The 15293-nt window shown below is 58.9% G+C and carries 17 protein-coding genes; 5 read left to right on the forward strand and 12 right to left on the reverse strand.

All coding sequences use genetic code 11. The features are described from left to right. The first annotated feature begins 48 nt into the window (after window positions 1-48). On the forward strand, window positions 49-1521 hold the full coding sequence (locus AABC73_RS11435; RefSeq protein WP_341523665.1) for an MFS transporter: 1473 nt from the start codon (window positions 49-51) through the stop codon (window positions 1519-1521). Window positions 1522-1545: 24 nt separating this feature from the next. Here the strand turns inward: AABC73_RS11435 and AABC73_RS11440 are convergent, their stop codons facing one another. The 5 genes from AABC73_RS11440 to AABC73_RS11460 all read right to left on the reverse strand — a co-directional run bounded on the left by AABC73_RS11440 (window position 1546) and on the right by AABC73_RS11460 (window position 3688). Continuing rightward, window positions 1546-1797 (reverse strand): hypothetical protein, encoded by a 252-nt coding sequence (locus AABC73_RS11440; protein ID WP_341523666.1) that lies wholly within the window; start codon window positions 1795-1797, stop codon window positions 1546-1548. 121 nt (window positions 1798-1918) lie between these two features. Then, window positions 1919-2113, reverse strand: coding sequence for a hypothetical protein (locus AABC73_RS11445; protein ID WP_341523667.1), 195 nt, complete (start codon window positions 2111-2113; stop codon window positions 1919-1921). Between the two features lie 72 nt (window positions 2114-2185). Beyond that, window positions 2186-2425, reverse strand: a complete 240-nt coding sequence (locus AABC73_RS11450) for a hypothetical protein (protein WP_065834293.1) — start codon at window positions 2423-2425, stop codon at window positions 2186-2188. Between the two features lie 103 nt (window positions 2426-2528). Then, window positions 2529-2723, reverse strand: coding sequence for a hypothetical protein (locus tag AABC73_RS11455; RefSeq protein WP_341523668.1), 195 nt, complete (start codon window positions 2721-2723; stop codon window positions 2529-2531). Window positions 2724-2770: 47 nt separating this feature from the next. Then, entirely contained in the window at window positions 2771-3688 is a 918-nt protein-coding gene (locus AABC73_RS11460; protein WP_341523669.1) for a bestrophin family protein, read from the reverse strand. Between the two features lie 181 nt (window positions 3689-3869). Between AABC73_RS11460 and AABC73_RS11465 the strand changes: the two genes are divergently transcribed. Beyond that, window positions 3870-4457 carry a LysE family translocator gene (locus tag AABC73_RS11465; RefSeq protein WP_341523670.1) on the forward strand — a complete coding sequence of 196 codons (588 nt, stop codon included), beginning with the start codon at window positions 3870-3872 and terminating at the stop codon, window positions 4455-4457. Here the strand turns inward: AABC73_RS11465 and AABC73_RS11470 are convergent. After that, window positions 4454-5284: an AraC family transcriptional regulator gene (locus tag AABC73_RS11470; RefSeq protein WP_341523671.1), complete on the reverse strand. Its 831-nt coding sequence runs from the start codon at window positions 5282-5284 to the stop codon at window positions 4454-4456. The genes AABC73_RS11465 and AABC73_RS11470 overlap by 4 nt on opposite strands. A gap of 77 nt (window positions 5285-5361) precedes the next feature. Further along, window positions 5362-6261, reverse strand: coding sequence for a LysR substrate-binding domain-containing protein (locus AABC73_RS11475; protein ID WP_341523672.1), 900 nt, complete (start codon window positions 6259-6261; stop codon window positions 5362-5364). 228 nt (window positions 6262-6489) lie between these two features. On the opposite strand from AABC73_RS11475, the gene AABC73_RS11480 reads away from it, so the two are divergent. After that, the gene (locus AABC73_RS11480) at window positions 6490-7248 is read left to right on the forward strand and encodes an SDR family oxidoreductase (protein ID WP_341523673.1); all 759 of its coding nucleotides are present in this window, start codon (window positions 6490-6492) and stop codon (window positions 7246-7248) included. 90 nt (window positions 7249-7338) lie between these two features. Here AABC73_RS11480 and AABC73_RS11485 read toward each other — a convergent pair whose 3' ends face one another. Together AABC73_RS11485 and AABC73_RS11490 are read right to left on the reverse strand one after the other, a co-directional pair. Continuing rightward, the gene (locus AABC73_RS11485) at window positions 7339-7647 is read right to left on the reverse strand and encodes an RcnB family protein (RefSeq protein ID WP_331152133.1); all 309 of its coding nucleotides are present in this window, start codon (window positions 7645-7647) and stop codon (window positions 7339-7341) included. 131 nt (window positions 7648-7778) lie between these two features. Then, on the reverse strand, window positions 7779-8636 hold the full coding sequence (locus AABC73_RS11490) for an SDR family oxidoreductase (RefSeq protein ID WP_341523674.1): 858 nt from the start codon (window positions 8634-8636) through the stop codon (window positions 7779-7781). 87 nt (window positions 8637-8723) lie between these two features. Here AABC73_RS11490 and AABC73_RS11495 point away from each other — a divergent pair, with 87 nt between their 5' ends. Beyond that, the gene (locus AABC73_RS11495) at window positions 8724-9119 is read left to right on the forward strand and encodes a helix-turn-helix domain-containing protein (protein ID WP_341523675.1); all 396 of its coding nucleotides are present in this window, start codon (window positions 8724-8726) and stop codon (window positions 9117-9119) included. 67 nt (window positions 9120-9186) lie between these two features. On the opposite strand, the gene AABC73_RS11500 is transcribed toward AABC73_RS11495, so the two are convergent. From AABC73_RS11500 to AABC73_RS11510, 3 genes are read right to left on the reverse strand one after another with little or no spacing between them, the layout of a single operon-like run. Continuing rightward, a complete protein-coding gene (locus tag AABC73_RS11500; RefSeq protein WP_341523676.1) occupies window positions 9187-10413 on the reverse strand; it encodes a cytochrome c in 1227 nt (408 codons plus the stop codon). After that, window positions 10410-12173 (reverse strand): GMC family oxidoreductase, encoded by a 1764-nt coding sequence (locus AABC73_RS11505; protein WP_341523677.1) that lies wholly within the window; start codon window positions 12171-12173, stop codon window positions 10410-10412. Before AABC73_RS11505 ends, AABC73_RS11500 begins: the two co-directional genes overlap by 4 nt. 6 nt (window positions 12174-12179) lie before the next feature. Then, entirely contained in the window at window positions 12180-12929 is a 750-nt protein-coding gene (locus AABC73_RS11510; RefSeq protein ID WP_341523678.1) for a gluconate 2-dehydrogenase subunit 3 family protein, read from the reverse strand. A 454-nt stretch (window positions 12930-13383) separates the two neighbouring features. Between AABC73_RS11510 and mrdA the strand changes: the two genes are divergently transcribed. Continuing rightward, on the forward strand, window positions 13384-15273 hold the full coding sequence (gene mrdA, locus AABC73_RS11515) for a penicillin-binding protein 2 (protein WP_341523679.1): 1890 nt from the start codon (window positions 13384-13386) through the stop codon (window positions 15271-15273). Window positions 15274-15293: the final 20 nt, after the last annotated feature.

Raw genomic sequence — 15293 nt, forward strand, 5'->3', positions numbered from 1 at the left:
TCACAACCCTGTCAGCACATCAGGCGTCTGCGAGCAGGAGCGAGCCCTTTGAAAGTCGAGAGTGCAAATCTTCCCGGTGCCGAACGCGAAAAGGGCAGAATTTTCGAGACCGATCTGCCCGCGCGGCTTGATCGTCTGCCCTGGGGGCGTTTCCACACGCTGCTGGTGTTCGCGCTGGGCATTACCTGGTTGCTCGACGGCTTGGAAGTGACGCTGGCCGGTTCGGTTTCAGGCGCGCTCAAGTCCAGCGAATTGCTGCAGATGTCCAACACCGATATCGGCCTGGCGGGTGGGGTTTACATCGCCGGCGCTGTGCTGGGTGCCTTGTTCTTTGGCTGGCTGACCGATCGCCTCGGTCGTCGCAAGTTGTTCTTCATCACCCTGATACTTTACGTCGGTGCTACTGCAGCGACGGCATTTTCCTGGAATGTCGCAAGTTTTCTGCTGTTTCGCTTCCTCACCGGGATGGGCATCGGCGGGGAATACACGGCGATCAACTCGACCATTCAGGAATTCACCCCGGCGCGCTACCGTGGCTGGGTGGACCTGACGATCAATGGCACGTTCTGGTTGGGCGCTGCATTGGGGGCGGCAGGCTCGATTGTCTTGCTCGATCCGCAATGGGTCGGCGGCGATCTGGGCTGGCGGTTGTGCTTCGGCATCGGTGCGGCACTCGGGCTGATCATCCTGTTCATGCGCCTGTGGCTGCCGGAAAGTCCGCGCTGGTTATTGATCCACAATCAGGCGGATGAAGCGCGACGCATCGTCGAGCAGATCGAAGCAGGCATGATCAAGCAGGGCCATCGATTAACCGCCGTCACCAGCACGCCGCTGCGTTTACATGCCAGGGATCACACGCCGCTGCGGGAGATATTCCAGACCTTGTTCGTCAAGTTTCGCCAGCGGGCGTTGGTTGGCATGACGCTGTTGACGGCCCAGGCCTTTTTCTATAACGCGATTTTCTTCACTTACGCGCTGGTGCTGACCGATTTCTATCAGGTTCCGCCTGAGCAGGTCGGCTGGTACGTGTTGCCGCTGGCCTTGGGCAATTTTTGCGGCCCGCTGCTGCTGGGGCGCTTGTTCGATGTGATCGGCCGTCGGGTGATGATCAGCCTGACCTACGGGATCTCCGGCGTGCTGCTGGCGATCTGCGGCTACCTGTTTCAGCAAGGCGTTCTGGATGTGACGCAGCAGGCGATTGCCTGGATGGTGATTTTCTTCTTCGCTTCAGCAGCAGCCAGCTCAGCGTACCTGACGGTGGCCGAGACCTTCCCGCTGGAAATTCGCGCATTGGCGATTGCCGTGTTCTATGCCTTTGGCACCGGTTTGGGCGGAATCATCGGGCCGAGCCTGTTCGGCTACCTGATCCAGACCCATGAGCGCAGCAATGTGCTGATCGGCTATTTGATCGGGGCGGGCCTGATGATTATGGCGGCAGTTGTCCAGGGCATCTGGGGCGCAGCGGCCGAGCGCAAATCGCTGGAACAGGTGGCCAGGCCACTGTCGCAAGCTCTGGATTGAGCAAAGAGCGCTTGACTCACTTACTCAATGCAGAGCAAAAAGGGCGCCACGTTTGGTCAGCAGAATGTGATCGGCGGAGAGAAACAGCAAACCTAATGGGTCGCTGAGAGCGCCGTAAATGAAGTTGCCGGTAATCATGTCCAGCTCGAACAAGTCTCTGAGACCCAGAAGGTTATCTGCGGCATCCCCTCGCAGGGCCAGTGACGAGCTGAAATCAATGATTGAAAGCTGAGCGATCAGTGACTGCAGTAAGGCTGAATTGCTCTCGATAGACATGGCGTAACCCTGAAATACAGCGTACAGACTGGAACGCTATGCAGGTGGGATAGCCTGTTATCGCCGTTGGTTCAGTTCCCGGTGACTAAACTGGACCAAAGGTAATGACGCCAGACCCGGATCAAGGCTTGATCCGGTCGGCAATGGTTCGTAAATCATCGACGGTATCCTGCAGCTTGACGACCTGACGACTCACATCTTCGGCATCCTTGGCGTGAATCGAATGCTGGAGAAACACCGCGTGTCCGGCCAGGCTCAGGGAAATACTTTCCAGATCATTTGCGGTTTTTTGCAGGTCTTGCTGAATTTCTTTCAAGGATCAATGCTCAGGGTTACGACTCAAGAAGCCGAATCGTTTGGCCTTTGAGGTCAGCAGGATGTTCAGCGTTTATTTGCTGCGCGCCTTGGCCTCGGCGGCCAGGCATTCCAGAGCAAACTGCTCGGTGTAGGTCATCTGGATCGGGGTTGTTTCGCCCTTGACGGTACGTTCGCCTTCCAGGATGTAGCGCATGCGTTTGTCGGTGACACCGATGCGCTTGGCAATCCACGAGGGCGTTTGACCGATGCGGCTGATCAGTTTGTCAGCGTATTCGGTGGCGGGGTTGTAATGTTCAGCGTTGGGAGTCATGTCGCGTCCAGATAAAGTGTTGCGGCGATGGCATCGCATTCGGGCGACATAGTGCTTGAATCAGCAACCCGTGTCTCCTGCGAGCAGTCAACCAATCCGCCGATTACTCGTCTTCCTGTTCGGAGTAAGAGTCCAGCAGTGCTGCCAGGGCCAGGGTGCGTTGCAGCCCGGAAGTCGTCGCCATGATTTCGGCGACCGCCGCTATGGCCGCAGCCTTGGCTTCGGCGCGCCCTGCGTCGGTGTTGTTAAGCGTGGCGTCCTGCGCGGCTTCGATGATCGATTGCTCAAAGCTGTTCATAGGTGTGCTCGGCAAGGAAAGGTTTTCCGGATAAGGCCATGAAGCGGCTACAGCTGCACATCATTGACAGGCTCCAGGCGAGGCGGTGCGGGTTCGTCGAGCATGTCCAGCACCGAGATTTCGATGTCACGGCACAGTGCGTTCAACGGCAGATCATTGGGTTGGGTGTCGAAAGGGTCGGCTATCTGGTCGCCCAGCGCGTCCAGTCCGAAAAAAGTATAAGCCAATACCAGCACCGCAAACGGCGTGAACCAGCCGATGCTGTCCACCAGGCAGAACGGCAGCAGGAAGCAATAGACATGCACGATGCGGTGCAGCATCAGAATGTAAGGGTAGGGGATCGGTGTATTGCTGATCCGCTCGCAGCCGCCCAGCACGTAAGACAACCGGTTCAGCTGCTGATCCATGTCGGCTTTCAACGGATCACCGATGCTGCTTTGCCGCGCCTGGTCCATCAGCCGCTGGCCGATCAGACCCAGCAGCACGCTCGGCGGGTTTTCCTTGTCGAAGGTGGCGCGTTGCAGGGCAGGCTCCAGCAGCCTACAGCTGTCCTCACCAGGTTTCTCGCCGCGCAGCCAGTCCTTGAGCAAGTAGCTGAAGGCAATCAGCGCATCAAGGAGTGCACGTCGCTCACTCGTCGGCAGGTTGGGCATCATGCTCAGGCTTTGCCGGGTCAGGTTGCGGGTCACGATGGACAGCTCGGACCACAGCGTGCGCGCCTCCCAGAACCTTTGGTAAGCCACGGTGTTGCGAAAGCCGAGGAAGATCGCCAGCGTCAGCCCCCACAAGGTGAATGGCGTTGCGGTCAGCACTACTTTGTAATCGAACAGCTTGCCATGAGTAGCAACCACCACCGAACTGATCAGCACCGTGAACAGCACTTTGGGCCAGATCGCCGGCACGATGGTGCCGCGGATGGCAAATAACAGCGCCCAAAGGGACGGTTTCTGTGGGCGGGTAATCATTCAGCAACTCGGTGTGGGGAAAGCAATGCCCGCAATTCTGCCCTATCGGTGTCAGATGATCAGCATTTGCGTTCCTTCTCGGCGGTTTTTTTGCACGTCGCTGGGTAATTTTCTTCAATACGCAGTGGGTGCGCGTCTTTACCGTGATCGACTCATTCCAGGGTTCAGTCAGGGTATTCAGATGAGTGTGTTTCTTTCCATGGCCGCCTTCGCGCTGGCTTCGTCGATCACGCCGGGACCGGTCAATATCGTTGCCTTGAGTTCGGGGGCCCGATTTGGGCTGGGACCGGCGTTGCAGCATGTGGCTGGCGCGACCCTGGGCTTTACGTTATTGCTGGTGTTGACCGGTTTTGGATTGCAAGAGTTGCTGATTCAGTGGCCGTTCCTGACCCAGGGGATCAAGTGGGCAGGGGTGGGTTTTCTGTTGTACATGGCGTGGAAACTGGCCCGTGACAACGGACGCCTAAATGTCGATCAGGCCAGCGACCGGCCGTCGATGCTCTACGGCGCAGTCATGCAGTGGCTCAACCCCAAAGCCTGGCTGGCGTGTATTGCCGGGATGGGCGCCTTTGCCGCCAGCGGCGAGGCGCGGCTGATCTGGCAGTTTGCCGCGATCTACCTGGTGATTTGTTATCTGTCCCTGGCGTGCTGGGCTTTTGCCGGGACTTTCCTGCGCCACTATTTAAGCAGTGCGCTGGGTATTCGCGTGTTCAACCGCTGCATGGCCTTGCTGCTGGTGGGCTGCGCTGTTTATCTGCTGGCCGCTTAGAGCTTGTATTGGCCTGGGGTCGCGGCGAGATGTTTCTTGAACGCCCGTTGAAAATGCGCCTGATCGGCGAAGCCGGTTTCCTGAGCAACGTCGGCGATCAGACGGCCGCTTTTGAGCTGGGTGCGGGCGTGTTGAATCCGTCGATTGATCAGGTAGGCATGGGGCGTCATGTGGTAGCGCTGTTCGAAGGCGCGAATCAGATACGACGCCGAGATATTCGCCGCGCCACAGATATCGTCGAGGCTGATCGCGGCCTTGAAGTTATCGTTGATGTACTGCGCAGCCCGTTCCACGCGGTCCACGGGTTGGTCGGTATGCAGAACAGCACTGCCCAGTGTCTGTTGCATCTGGGTGAAGAAGCAAACCGCAGCGCATTGTTTGTCGAGTACATCGGTTTCGCTGCCGATCAACGTGGCGTACAGCTGATTGATGCCCCGAAACAGCTCGACGCAGCTGCTGTGAGTCTGGGCGATGGGCTGGAAATCAAGGTTGGCGTCCATACCCAGCTGGTGCTGAAGGTTTCGTAGCCACAGGCTGTCGACGTACAGCATGAGATACGACCAATGCTGGTCGGCAATCGGGTTGCAGGCATGCACATCACCTGGATTCATCAGCACCACTGTGCCGGTTTGGACGCGCTGGCTGGTCTTCTCATGCAGGTACGTGCTTTGCCCGGCGGTGATTGCGCCGATGGAAAACACTTCGTGGGAATGCTTGGCGTAACAGAATTTGCGCCCATCGCCCACCGAGCGCGCCTTGATGAAAGGCAAGCGTGGGTCGCGCCAGAAAAACGGTGCGGCCAAGCGTTTGGCGCTGTCCTGGTCCATGCCGAATCAGTCCCGAGGAAGAGTAGACAGTGAGATTAGCCTATCCGGGGTTCGGGCTGTCAATCCAGCATCGGCATTCAAGCGGCGTTGTGTAACTCGATCAAGCCTTGAAACCAGTCCATGAACACCCGACAGCGTTCCGGTAGATGGCGGCGATGGGCATACACCAGGGAAATCTTCATCGGCGCGGGACGAAACTCAGGCAGGATTTCAATCAAGTCACCGCGCAGCAGATGTTTGCGCATGCCCATGCGCGGCGACTGGACGATGCCCAGATTGCCCAGACAAGCGGCTTCATAGGCCTGAACATTGTTGACGGTCACGCTGTGCGGCATGGCCACTGTGTGGGTTTTGTCCTGATCCTGGTATTCGAAGTGCGCGGTGCTCGCGCCGAACGCCATCACATAATTGATCAAGCGATGCTGCTGCAACTCCGCGAGGCTGGTTGGGACGCCATATTGCCGCGCGTAACCGGCACCGACGCAATTGACCATCGACAAGTCGCCCAGGCTGCGCGCCACCAGATGCGAGTCCGGCAGCTCGCCGATGCGCAAAACGCAATCGAAGCCTTCGCGCACCAGATCGACCCGCCGATCGGTGCTGCTGATTTCCAGGTCAATCCCGGGATGCAGGCTCAGGAATTCACTCAGGCGCGGCAGAAGGATGTTGTGCGCCATGGCGGTCGGCATGTCGACCCGTAACCGACCGCTGAGCATTGAATCGCTGCGGAACAAGCCTTCAAGTTCATCCATCTGCGCTAGCATGTCTTTGCTGCGTTCATACAATAGCTGCCCATCAGGCGTGACCTGAACCCGGCGCGTGGTTCGCAATAACAGGCGCGTGCCAAGCAGTTCCTCGAGAGCCTGGACCTGTTCGGACACGGTTGAGCGCGGCAGGCCCAAAGCTTCGCTGGCCTGAGTAAAACTCGACAGTTCGGCGACGCGCACGAAGGTGCGCAACAGTTCCAGTTTGTTCATAGCCGAATGAATCTCCGTAGATGTCGCCTTGATCCCATCACACAACCCGTAGGATCCTGTGTGCTGGCCGACATCGCGGTGTAAGCGACATGGATAAATCCTCTGCGCGGCTTTCTTTCAATTGTTCGCTTAAAGCGTCTAGTTATTTCGATTATCAGCAGTTTATCGCTAGTGGATCGAACAATAGACTCGTTCCCACTCCCTGACCACTCTCTTCGAGGAATACCCATGAGCAAGAAAATCGCTTTGATTACCGGTGCCAGTCGTGGCCTTGGCAAAAGCACGGCGTTGCACCTGGCGGCTCAAGGTGTCGATGTCATTGGCACCTATCACAGCAAGCAGGCCGAAGCCCAGGCCGTAGTCGCCGAAATTGAGGCGCTTGGCGGTCGTGCGCACATGCTGCAACTGGATGTCAGCGACAGCAGCAGTTTCGATGCGTTCAGTACGCAGCTTGCCCAGGCGCTTGGGGAGGTTTTCCAGGCCAGTCAGTTTGATTTCCTGGTCAACAATGCGGGCGTCGGCATTTACAACAGCTTTGCCGAAACCAGCGAGGCGCAGTTCGATCAGTTGGTGGATATTCACTTCAAGGGGCCGTTTTTCCTGACCCAGAAACTGCTGCCGTTGCTGGCCGATGGCGGGCGCATCGTCAATGTATCCAGCGGTCTCGCACGCTTCAGCATGGTCGGCTACGCGGCGTATGCCTCGATGAAAGGTGCCATCGAAGTCTGGACCCGTTACCTGGCCAAGGAACTCGGACCACGCGGCATCAACGTCAACGTGCTGGCCCCCGGCGCAATTGCGACGGATTTTGGCGGCGGGACAGTGCGGGACAATGCTGAAGTCAACCAGATGATTGCTTCCAGTACGGCATTGGGACGGGTCGGCGAAGCCGATGACATCGGCGCGGCGATCAGCATGTTGCTAGGTGACGGCGGGAAGTGGATCAACGGGCAGCGGATCGAGGCGTCGGGCGGGATTTTCCTCTAAAACCCGTGGAGGCTTGCCCGCGAAGGCGTCAACTCTGGCGATGAAAAATGCGACCAGACGATGATTCGCGGGCAAGCCTCGCCAACAGCTTTATTTTCTGATCGGCACGATCTCGGTGATCTGGCCGTTGGTGATCTGCACCATCACGTATTTGTCGTTGATCTTGACCCACTGGGCTTCTTTGGACGGCGCTTTGAGGCCGTGCTTGCTCCAGTCCTTCATGCCGGCTTCAGGCCGCTGGAATTTTGCTGGCGCCCGGGAACCCAGTTCCAGGTCGCGGATATTCTCTTTGGATTGTTCAACTTTCGGTTCAGGCTTTTCCTGAGCCTGGACGGCAACGCTGGTGACAGAAACGCAGCCAAGAATAGCCAGACAAGCGATGAGCGATTTACTGTTCATAAGTGGTTCCTGATTTGCTAACGGCTCAGTGCGTAATGCTCTGTTCGTGTAGCTAGGACCACCATTGCCAAAAAACATTCGGTTTGAAGATGCCGTTCGCCTCAACTGCAGGAAGGCGAACGGCACGACGATCAGTTGTTCAGTCCAGCCACGACGGTCTGTGCCAGTGGTACGGTTCGGCGACCGATCAGCGAACTGAGCTGATGCCCCTCATCGAACAGCGCCCCCTTGGACGCGCCGACATCCGAGTTGGCCAACAGCGCCGCGACGAAACTCGGCAGGCCAGCCTGAATCAACGCGGCTTCGAAGTCAGCTTGAGGCAGGTCGGTGTAGGCGATGGCTTGACCGGACTGCCTGGACAGTTCGGCGGCAAATTCGGCCAACGTATAGGAGTCGTCTCCGGCCAGTTCGTAGGTGCGACCCGCCTGATTGTCCTCGGCGGTCAACACCGCCACCGCCGCAGCGGCATAATCAGCTCGCGACGCGGAACTGATCCGACCGCCGCCAGCGCTGCCAAACACCGCGCCATGAGCCAATGCGCCGGGGATGCCCGCCGTGTAGTTTTCCGTGTACCAGCCGTTGCGCAGCAGCACGAAAGGCAGGCCTGATTTGTGCAGCGCCGCCTCGGTTTGGCGATGTTCGACGGCCACGCTCAGGGGTGAAGAATCGGCGCGCAGCACGCTGGTATAAGCGAGCAGTTGCACGCCGACACGCTTGGCGGCATCGATCACGGCCTGGTGCTGCGCCGCACGTTGGCCCAGTTCACTGGAGGAGATCAGCAGCAGCTTTTCAGCACCTTTGAACGCGCTGTCCAGGGTTTCTGGCCGGGCGTAGTCGGCATGCCGGACCTTGACGCCCAGGGCAATCAGGTCGGCGGCTTTTTCCGGAGAGCGCACCGCCGCGACGATCTGCGAGGCCGGAACGACCTTGAGCAATTGTTCGACTACCAGGCGGCCGAGCTGGCCGGTTGCACCGGTGACAATGTACATGGCAGATTTCCTTGCTAGGCATTTAGTGAAGCCCAAGCATAAGCATCGTGCTATCTTTTCGTAAGTACGTACAAAAAGGTAAGTGTCATGACGCAAAGTGCCAGGGTCCCCACAGAGTTCTGTTCGACCATCATGCAAGCCCGCTCCGGGGAGCTGATGGCCACCGATTGCCCGTCGAGAATTATCCTCAGCCATGTCTGTAGCCGCTGGGGCGTGTTGGTGTTGGTGGTGTTGCGCGGCGGCATGCATCGCTTCAGTGAACTGCGTCGCAAGATCGGCGGTGTCAGCGAGAAAATGCTTTCGCAAACCCTGCAGAATCTGGAACACGATGGTTTTGTGGAACGCAAAGCGCTGCCCGTGGTGCCGCCCCACGTCGAATATCGGTTGACGCCTCTGGGCGAAGAAGTGGCGTTGCAGGTCGATACCTTGGCGAGCTGGATAGAAGGTAATCTGCCAAGGATCATGGAAGCGCGGGGCTTGTAGGATTTTATTCCGAACAAAAAAATGCCCGACCTCATCATAAGGCCGGGCATTTTTCATTGTGGCGTTTTTACTTGGGCTGCAATTGCTCGCGCACAGCCTTCACGTCCGCGCTCGACACGGCCGGTGCCGCGTTGCCCCAGCTGTTGCGCACGTAAGTCAGGACGTTGGCGACGTTATCGTCGGACAGCGCCCAGCCCAGGGATGGCATTGCCGGTGCGGTCGGGGCCGCATCGGTGGCGCCAGCGCGGCTGCCGGCCAGTACGACACGAATCATCGACGATGCATCGGCACCGTTGACCAAAGGCGCCATGGCCAGTTTCGGGAACAGGTTTTCTGTGCCTTCGCCGTTGCCGATGTGGCACGCCGAGCAACGATCCGCGTAGATCGCCTTGCCCGCGACCATCGCGCTGTCCGTAGCCGCGAGGGCCTTGGGCGGATCAGCCGGTTTACTGCCGTCCTTGAGGAACACCGCGACCGCCATCAAGTCGGCGTCTTTCCAGTGCTGGGAAGAGTGCTCGACTTCTTCGGCCATGGGGCCTGAAGCGATATCGAAGCGGTTGGCACCGGTTTTCAGGTACTTGACGATGTCATCCTCGGACCAGCTGCCAATGCCGCTGTGGGCGTCGGCGGTGATGTTCGGCGCGACCCAGTTCTGCAGGTTGGCGCCACCGAGGAACTGGTCGTTCTTGTCACCGCCCGTGAGGCTTTTCGGCGTGTGGCAGGTGCCGCAGTGACCCAGGCCTTGCACCAGATACGCGCCACGGTTCCATTGCTCGGTTTTCTTCGGATCAGCCTTGAATTCGCCTTCCTGGAAATTCAACAGGTTCCAGCCCAGCAAGCTGGTGCGGACGTTGAACGGGAAGGGCAGCTGATTGGTTTCAACCTTGTTGTCCGCTGGCTCGATGGTTTGCAGATAGGCCCAGATCGCCTGATTGTCCTGACGCAGCACCTTGGTGTACGCCGTGTAAGGCATGGCGCCGTACAGACGCTTGCCGTCCAGGCCGTGACCTTTGGACATGGCGTTCTGGAAATCCTCGAAGCTCCAGCGGCCAATGCCGTTGACCGGATCAGGGGTGATGTTGGCACCCAACAGTTTGCCGAACGGCGTGTCGAGCACGACACCACCGGAAAACGCCGGTTTGCCGGGCAGTGTGTGGCAAGCCGTACAGTCACCCAAGGTCGTCAGGTAACGACCTTTTTCCACCAGGTTGTAGGAGTCGGCACCGGTGGCGCCGTGTGCAACGTTGAGGGCCAGGCCCAGCACGCCTGCGCAAACCGAAAGAAGAGTCTTCATACGGTGATCATCTCCCCAGGGCGTTTCAGGTAGCGGGTGCGAATCGCATCAGCGGCCTTGAAGGCCAGCGCCGCAACGGTGCCGGTGGGGTTGTAGCCGGGGTTCTGCGGGAAGGCGGAGGAGCCGACCACAAACAGATTCGGCACGTCCCAGACTTGCAGGTATTTGTTCACCGAACTGGTCTTCGGATCGGCGCCCATGATGAAGCCGCCAACGATGTGCGAAGACTGATACGGGGCGCTGTTCCAGTGACCGGTTTGCGCGCTCGGGACCATTTGCCGCGGGTTCATGCTCTTGGCGATTTCCTGGACTTTACCGGTCACGTACGCGGCCATCTTGCGATCGTTTTCCGGGAAGTCGAAGGTAATGCGCAACAGCGGCCGACCCAGTGGATCTTTGTAGGTCGGGTCCAGCGACAGGTAGTTGGTGCGTGTCGAATAGCTGCTGGCTTCGCAACCGATGGACATGGTGCTGGCGTAGTTCTTCACCGTTGCCTGCTTCCATGCCGCGCCCCAGGCCGGGGTGCCGGGTGGCAAAGGACGCGAGTCGATAGGCGCTGCGCCAATCGGAGTTACCCGGGTGCTGCCGCCGCCAACGAAACCAAGGCCCGAATGGTCGAAGTTGTCGTTGTTGAACTCGTCGATACCCATGCCGATGGCGCCGCCACCGATAAACGGGTTGAAGTTCTTGTCATCGAAGAACATCCGCACGCTGTTGGCGGTCTGGTACGCGTAGTTGCGGCCCGTGGTGCCGGTGTTGGTGACCGGGTCGTAAGGCTTGCCCACGCCGGAGAGCAGCATGAGGCGCACGTTTTCAAAGATGAACGCGCTGATCACCACCAGGTCGGCCGGTTGCTCGAACTCGTCATCGTTGGCGTCGACGAAGATGATCCCGGTCGCACGCTTGCCGGTGCTGTCCATGGTTACGCGCAGCACTTCGCAGTTGGTCTTGGCGGTGAAGTTCGGCTTGCGAATCAGCACCGGCAATACTGTGGTGATTGCGCTGGCCTTGGAGTAGTTGGCGCACCCGTAGTTGGTGCAGAAACCACAGAAAGTGCAGGCGCCCATGGTGACGCCAAGGGAGTTGGTGTAGGCGCGGGAAACCAGCGCCGAAGGCACCGGAAACGGCTTGTAGCCCAGGTTGCGCGCGGCTTCGGCGAACAGCGTCGGAGCGTAAGTCTGCTCGGTGGGCGGGTTCGGGTATTCCTCGGAACGCGCGCCTTCGAAGGTGTTGCCGCCTTCCTGGATCACGCCCTTGATGTTGCCCGCCTTGCCGGAAACGCCGGCCAGACGGTCGAACTTGGTGTAGAACGGCTCCATCTCCTCCCAGTCGGTGCCCCAGTCTTGCAGGGTCAGTTCCGGGGACAGCTCTTTGCCATAACGCTCGGTCAGATAGCTGTGCAGACGAAATTCGTGGGGCTGGAAGCGGAAGGTGATGCCCGCCCAGTGATTGCCAGCGCCGCCTGTGCCGTTGCCGGGGTGGAAAGAACCCCAGGTGCGCATCGGCAAAGCCGTTTCAGTGACACTGTTGCGCATGGTGGTGGTGTTTTGCTTGGTGCGCAGCATCAGTTCCTGACGGCGCGAATAGCGCAGCTCGTCAGTGGCCGAAGCGATATTGAAGTCGCTTGCCGTGTCGCGCCAAGGGCCACGTTCGAAGCCGATAACGCTCAGGCCTTCATCGGCCAGTTCGTTGGCGATGATGGAACCGGCCCAGCCGAGTCCGACAACCACGACGTCGGTGGAAGGTAGTTTCTTTGCCATGTCGAATTAACCCTTTTTGTTCCAGGCGGAGCTGCCGATGATGGAAATCGGTACGAGGTCGAGCTTCTGGTTATGCCGACCGATGTAGTCGCGGTAGTCATAACGCGCGCCGGGGAAACCGATCATTTTCCACGACACCATGTCGCGGTTGCCGCCATAGATCGGGTCAGCGAAGAAGCCTTCCATCGTGTTGCCCAGCACCTGCTGGAAGAACAGCTTGGCGTCGATGCCGTCGAGGCTGATCGCACCTTTTTCCAGATCCGTCAGAACCTTGTCCTTGTCTTCGGCACTCAGGGCGCTGAAGGCTTTCTGAAACTGCTTCTGGCAGTAACCCGCCAGGCCGGCCAGCCCAAGGCGATAACGCTGTTGAGGGACCAGAGGGGATTGATCACCCTGCATCGGCGTACCTTTTTCGAACGGACCCTGCATATACAGGCGGTCGAACGTGCCGTATTCGCCAGCCAGCTGACGGTCGATGAACACCGCACAACCGGCATCCTTGCCGCTGACGCTCAGGTCATCGGCAGGGATGAGCCGTTCAACGATAGCTTCCACTTCACGCGCCTCGTCGGCGGTAAAAAACTGCCAGCCTGGCGTGTCGTAGTGCATCGGACCGTTACGGTCAAAGGGGACCCATTGCGGCAGGCCGACCAGGGTTGCGGCCTTGGCGCTGGCGGCCGCACCGACGGCGATGGACGTGGCGGAGGAGACCAGGAGTTGGCGCCGGGTCAGGCCTTTGGAGGGTTTTTCAGACATTCAGGACTCCTGCGAAGACCACTGACGGGCGAACAAAAGCTAGCCCCGCCAAGGGCTGGTTCTTCGAGATCAGTGCACGGTTTTACGTCCGCGTCAGGCAACCGACGGGACGAATGAGAGCTACGCGAGGGTGTGGCATTTAGTCTCTGGTAACGCTGCATGCATAAGGCGCACGCTAAGCGGGTGAAACCCAGAGTCCTCAGCCATCTTTTCCACGGGTTTAGCCATCATAGATGTGTTACTAAAAGTTGCATTGCCTTTATTTCGCAATTGACTATTGCGCTATTTGCAACAATTCATTCTTTTTCCGCTTATGGTACCGGTTTCAGGCGACAAATCTCGTTATATTCATCCTTGTTGGTATCGTGCGCAGGCATAATCTCGGAAATATTTATTCATATACATTTTCGCGTAACCTTCCAAACGTTCGCTATTTCACCGAGAAGCTGTAGCAATGCCCGATCCGATACCTTTGAAGGATCACGAAAAAGAGACGCGCCTGGTCAACAAACGGTTGATCGCCTGTGCCTTGTTCGTGGCCATATTGAGTTGCTGTCTGGTGGCCAGGATGTACTTCCTGCAAGTCACCGAATTCGCCTATCACTCGACGATTTCCGAAAACAACCGCGTGCACGTATTGCCGATTACGCCGGAACGCGGGCTGATCTTCGACCGCAACGGCGTGGTACTGGCCGACAACCGTCCCAGTTTCAACCTGACCCTGACCCGCGAACGCGCGGGGGATTGGCGGCGGGTCATCGACGAACTGATGGAGTTGCTCAAGCTTCCCGACGAAGACCGGATTCTGTTCGACAAGGACCTCAAACAGGCGCGTCATCCCTTCGAGCCGGTGACGCTGCTATATGAGCTGACTGAGGAGCAGATCGCCGTGCTGGCGGTGAATCAGTTCCTGTTGCCGGGCATCGAAGTCGAGCCGCAGTTTGTGCGTCATTATCCGCTGGGTGCACATTTCGCCCACTCCATCGGTTATGTCGGGCGCATCAACGAGAAAGAGTCCAAGCAACTGGATTCTGTGGACTACCGAGGCACGCAATCCATCGGCAAGACCGGTATCGAGCGTTTTTACGAATCGGAACTCCACGGCCACGTGGGCTATGAGGAAGTCGAGACCAACGCCCAGGGCCGGGTGTTGCGGGTGCTCAAACACACTGATCCGACCGCCGGCAAGAACATCACCCTGAGCCTGGATATCCACCTGCAGGAAGCGGCCGAAGAAGCCTTGGGCGACCGCCGTGGTTCGGTGGTGGCGCTGGACCCGGAAACCGGCGAAGTGCTGGCCATGGTCAGCAAGCCGAGCTTTGACCCCAACCTGTTCGTGACCGGCATCAGCTTCAAGGAATACGCCGCGCTGCGTGATTCCATCGACCGGCCACTGTTCAACCGAGTGCTGCGCGGGCTTTACGCGCCGGGCTCGACCATCAAACCGGAAGTCGCGATTGCCGGCCTGGACAGCGGCGTGGTCAATGCCTCGACGCGGGTCTTCGACCCCGGCTATTTTCAGCTGCCGGACTTCGACCACAAGTACCGCAACTGGAACCACAGCGGCGATGGCTGGGTGGACCTGGACGCGGCGATCATGCGCTCCAACGACACCTACTTTTATACCCTGGCGCACAAGCTGGGCATCGACCGCATGCACGACTACATGACCATGTTCGGCCTGGGTCAGAAAGTCTCGCTGGACATGTTCGAAGAGGCCGCAGGGCTGATGCCGTCCCGTGAGTGGAAACGCGCTACCCGGCGGCAGGCGTGGTTCCCCGGGGAAACGGTGATCCTCGGCATCGGCCAGGGCTACATGCAGGTCACCCCGTTGCAACTGGCTCAGGCGACTTCCTTGATCGCCAACAAAGGCGTGTGGGTTCGGCCGCATCTGGCGATGACCGTCGGCAATGTCGCGCCGGTCGACGAGCATCCGATGCCCAATATCGTGTTGCACGACCCGAGTGAGTGGAATCAGGTCAACGAAGGCATGCAGATGGTGATGCATGATCCCCGAGGCATCGCCCGTGCCGCAGCCTTGGGTGCGCAATACCGCATCGCGGGCAAGAGCGGCACGGCGCAAGTGGTCGCGATCAAGCAGGGCGAGCGCTACAACCGCTTGAAGACCCTCGAACGAAACCGCGATAACGCCTTGTTCGTCGGCTTCGCCCCGGCGGCACATCCGAAGATCGTGGTGTCGGTGATGATCGAGAACGGCGAAGCGGGCGGCCGGGTTGCCGGTCCCGTGGTGCGGCAGATCCTCGACGCCTGGCTGCTGGACAAGGACGGCAAGCTCAAGGCGCAATACGCCCCGCAGGCCAAGCCGGAAGTGCCGCACGTTTAGGAGCAAAGGAGCGCTCGTTG

This window comes from Pseudomonas sp. G.S.17, assembly GCF_038096165.1.
GTDB lineage: Bacteria > Pseudomonadota > Gammaproteobacteria > Pseudomonadales > Pseudomonadaceae > Aquipseudomonas.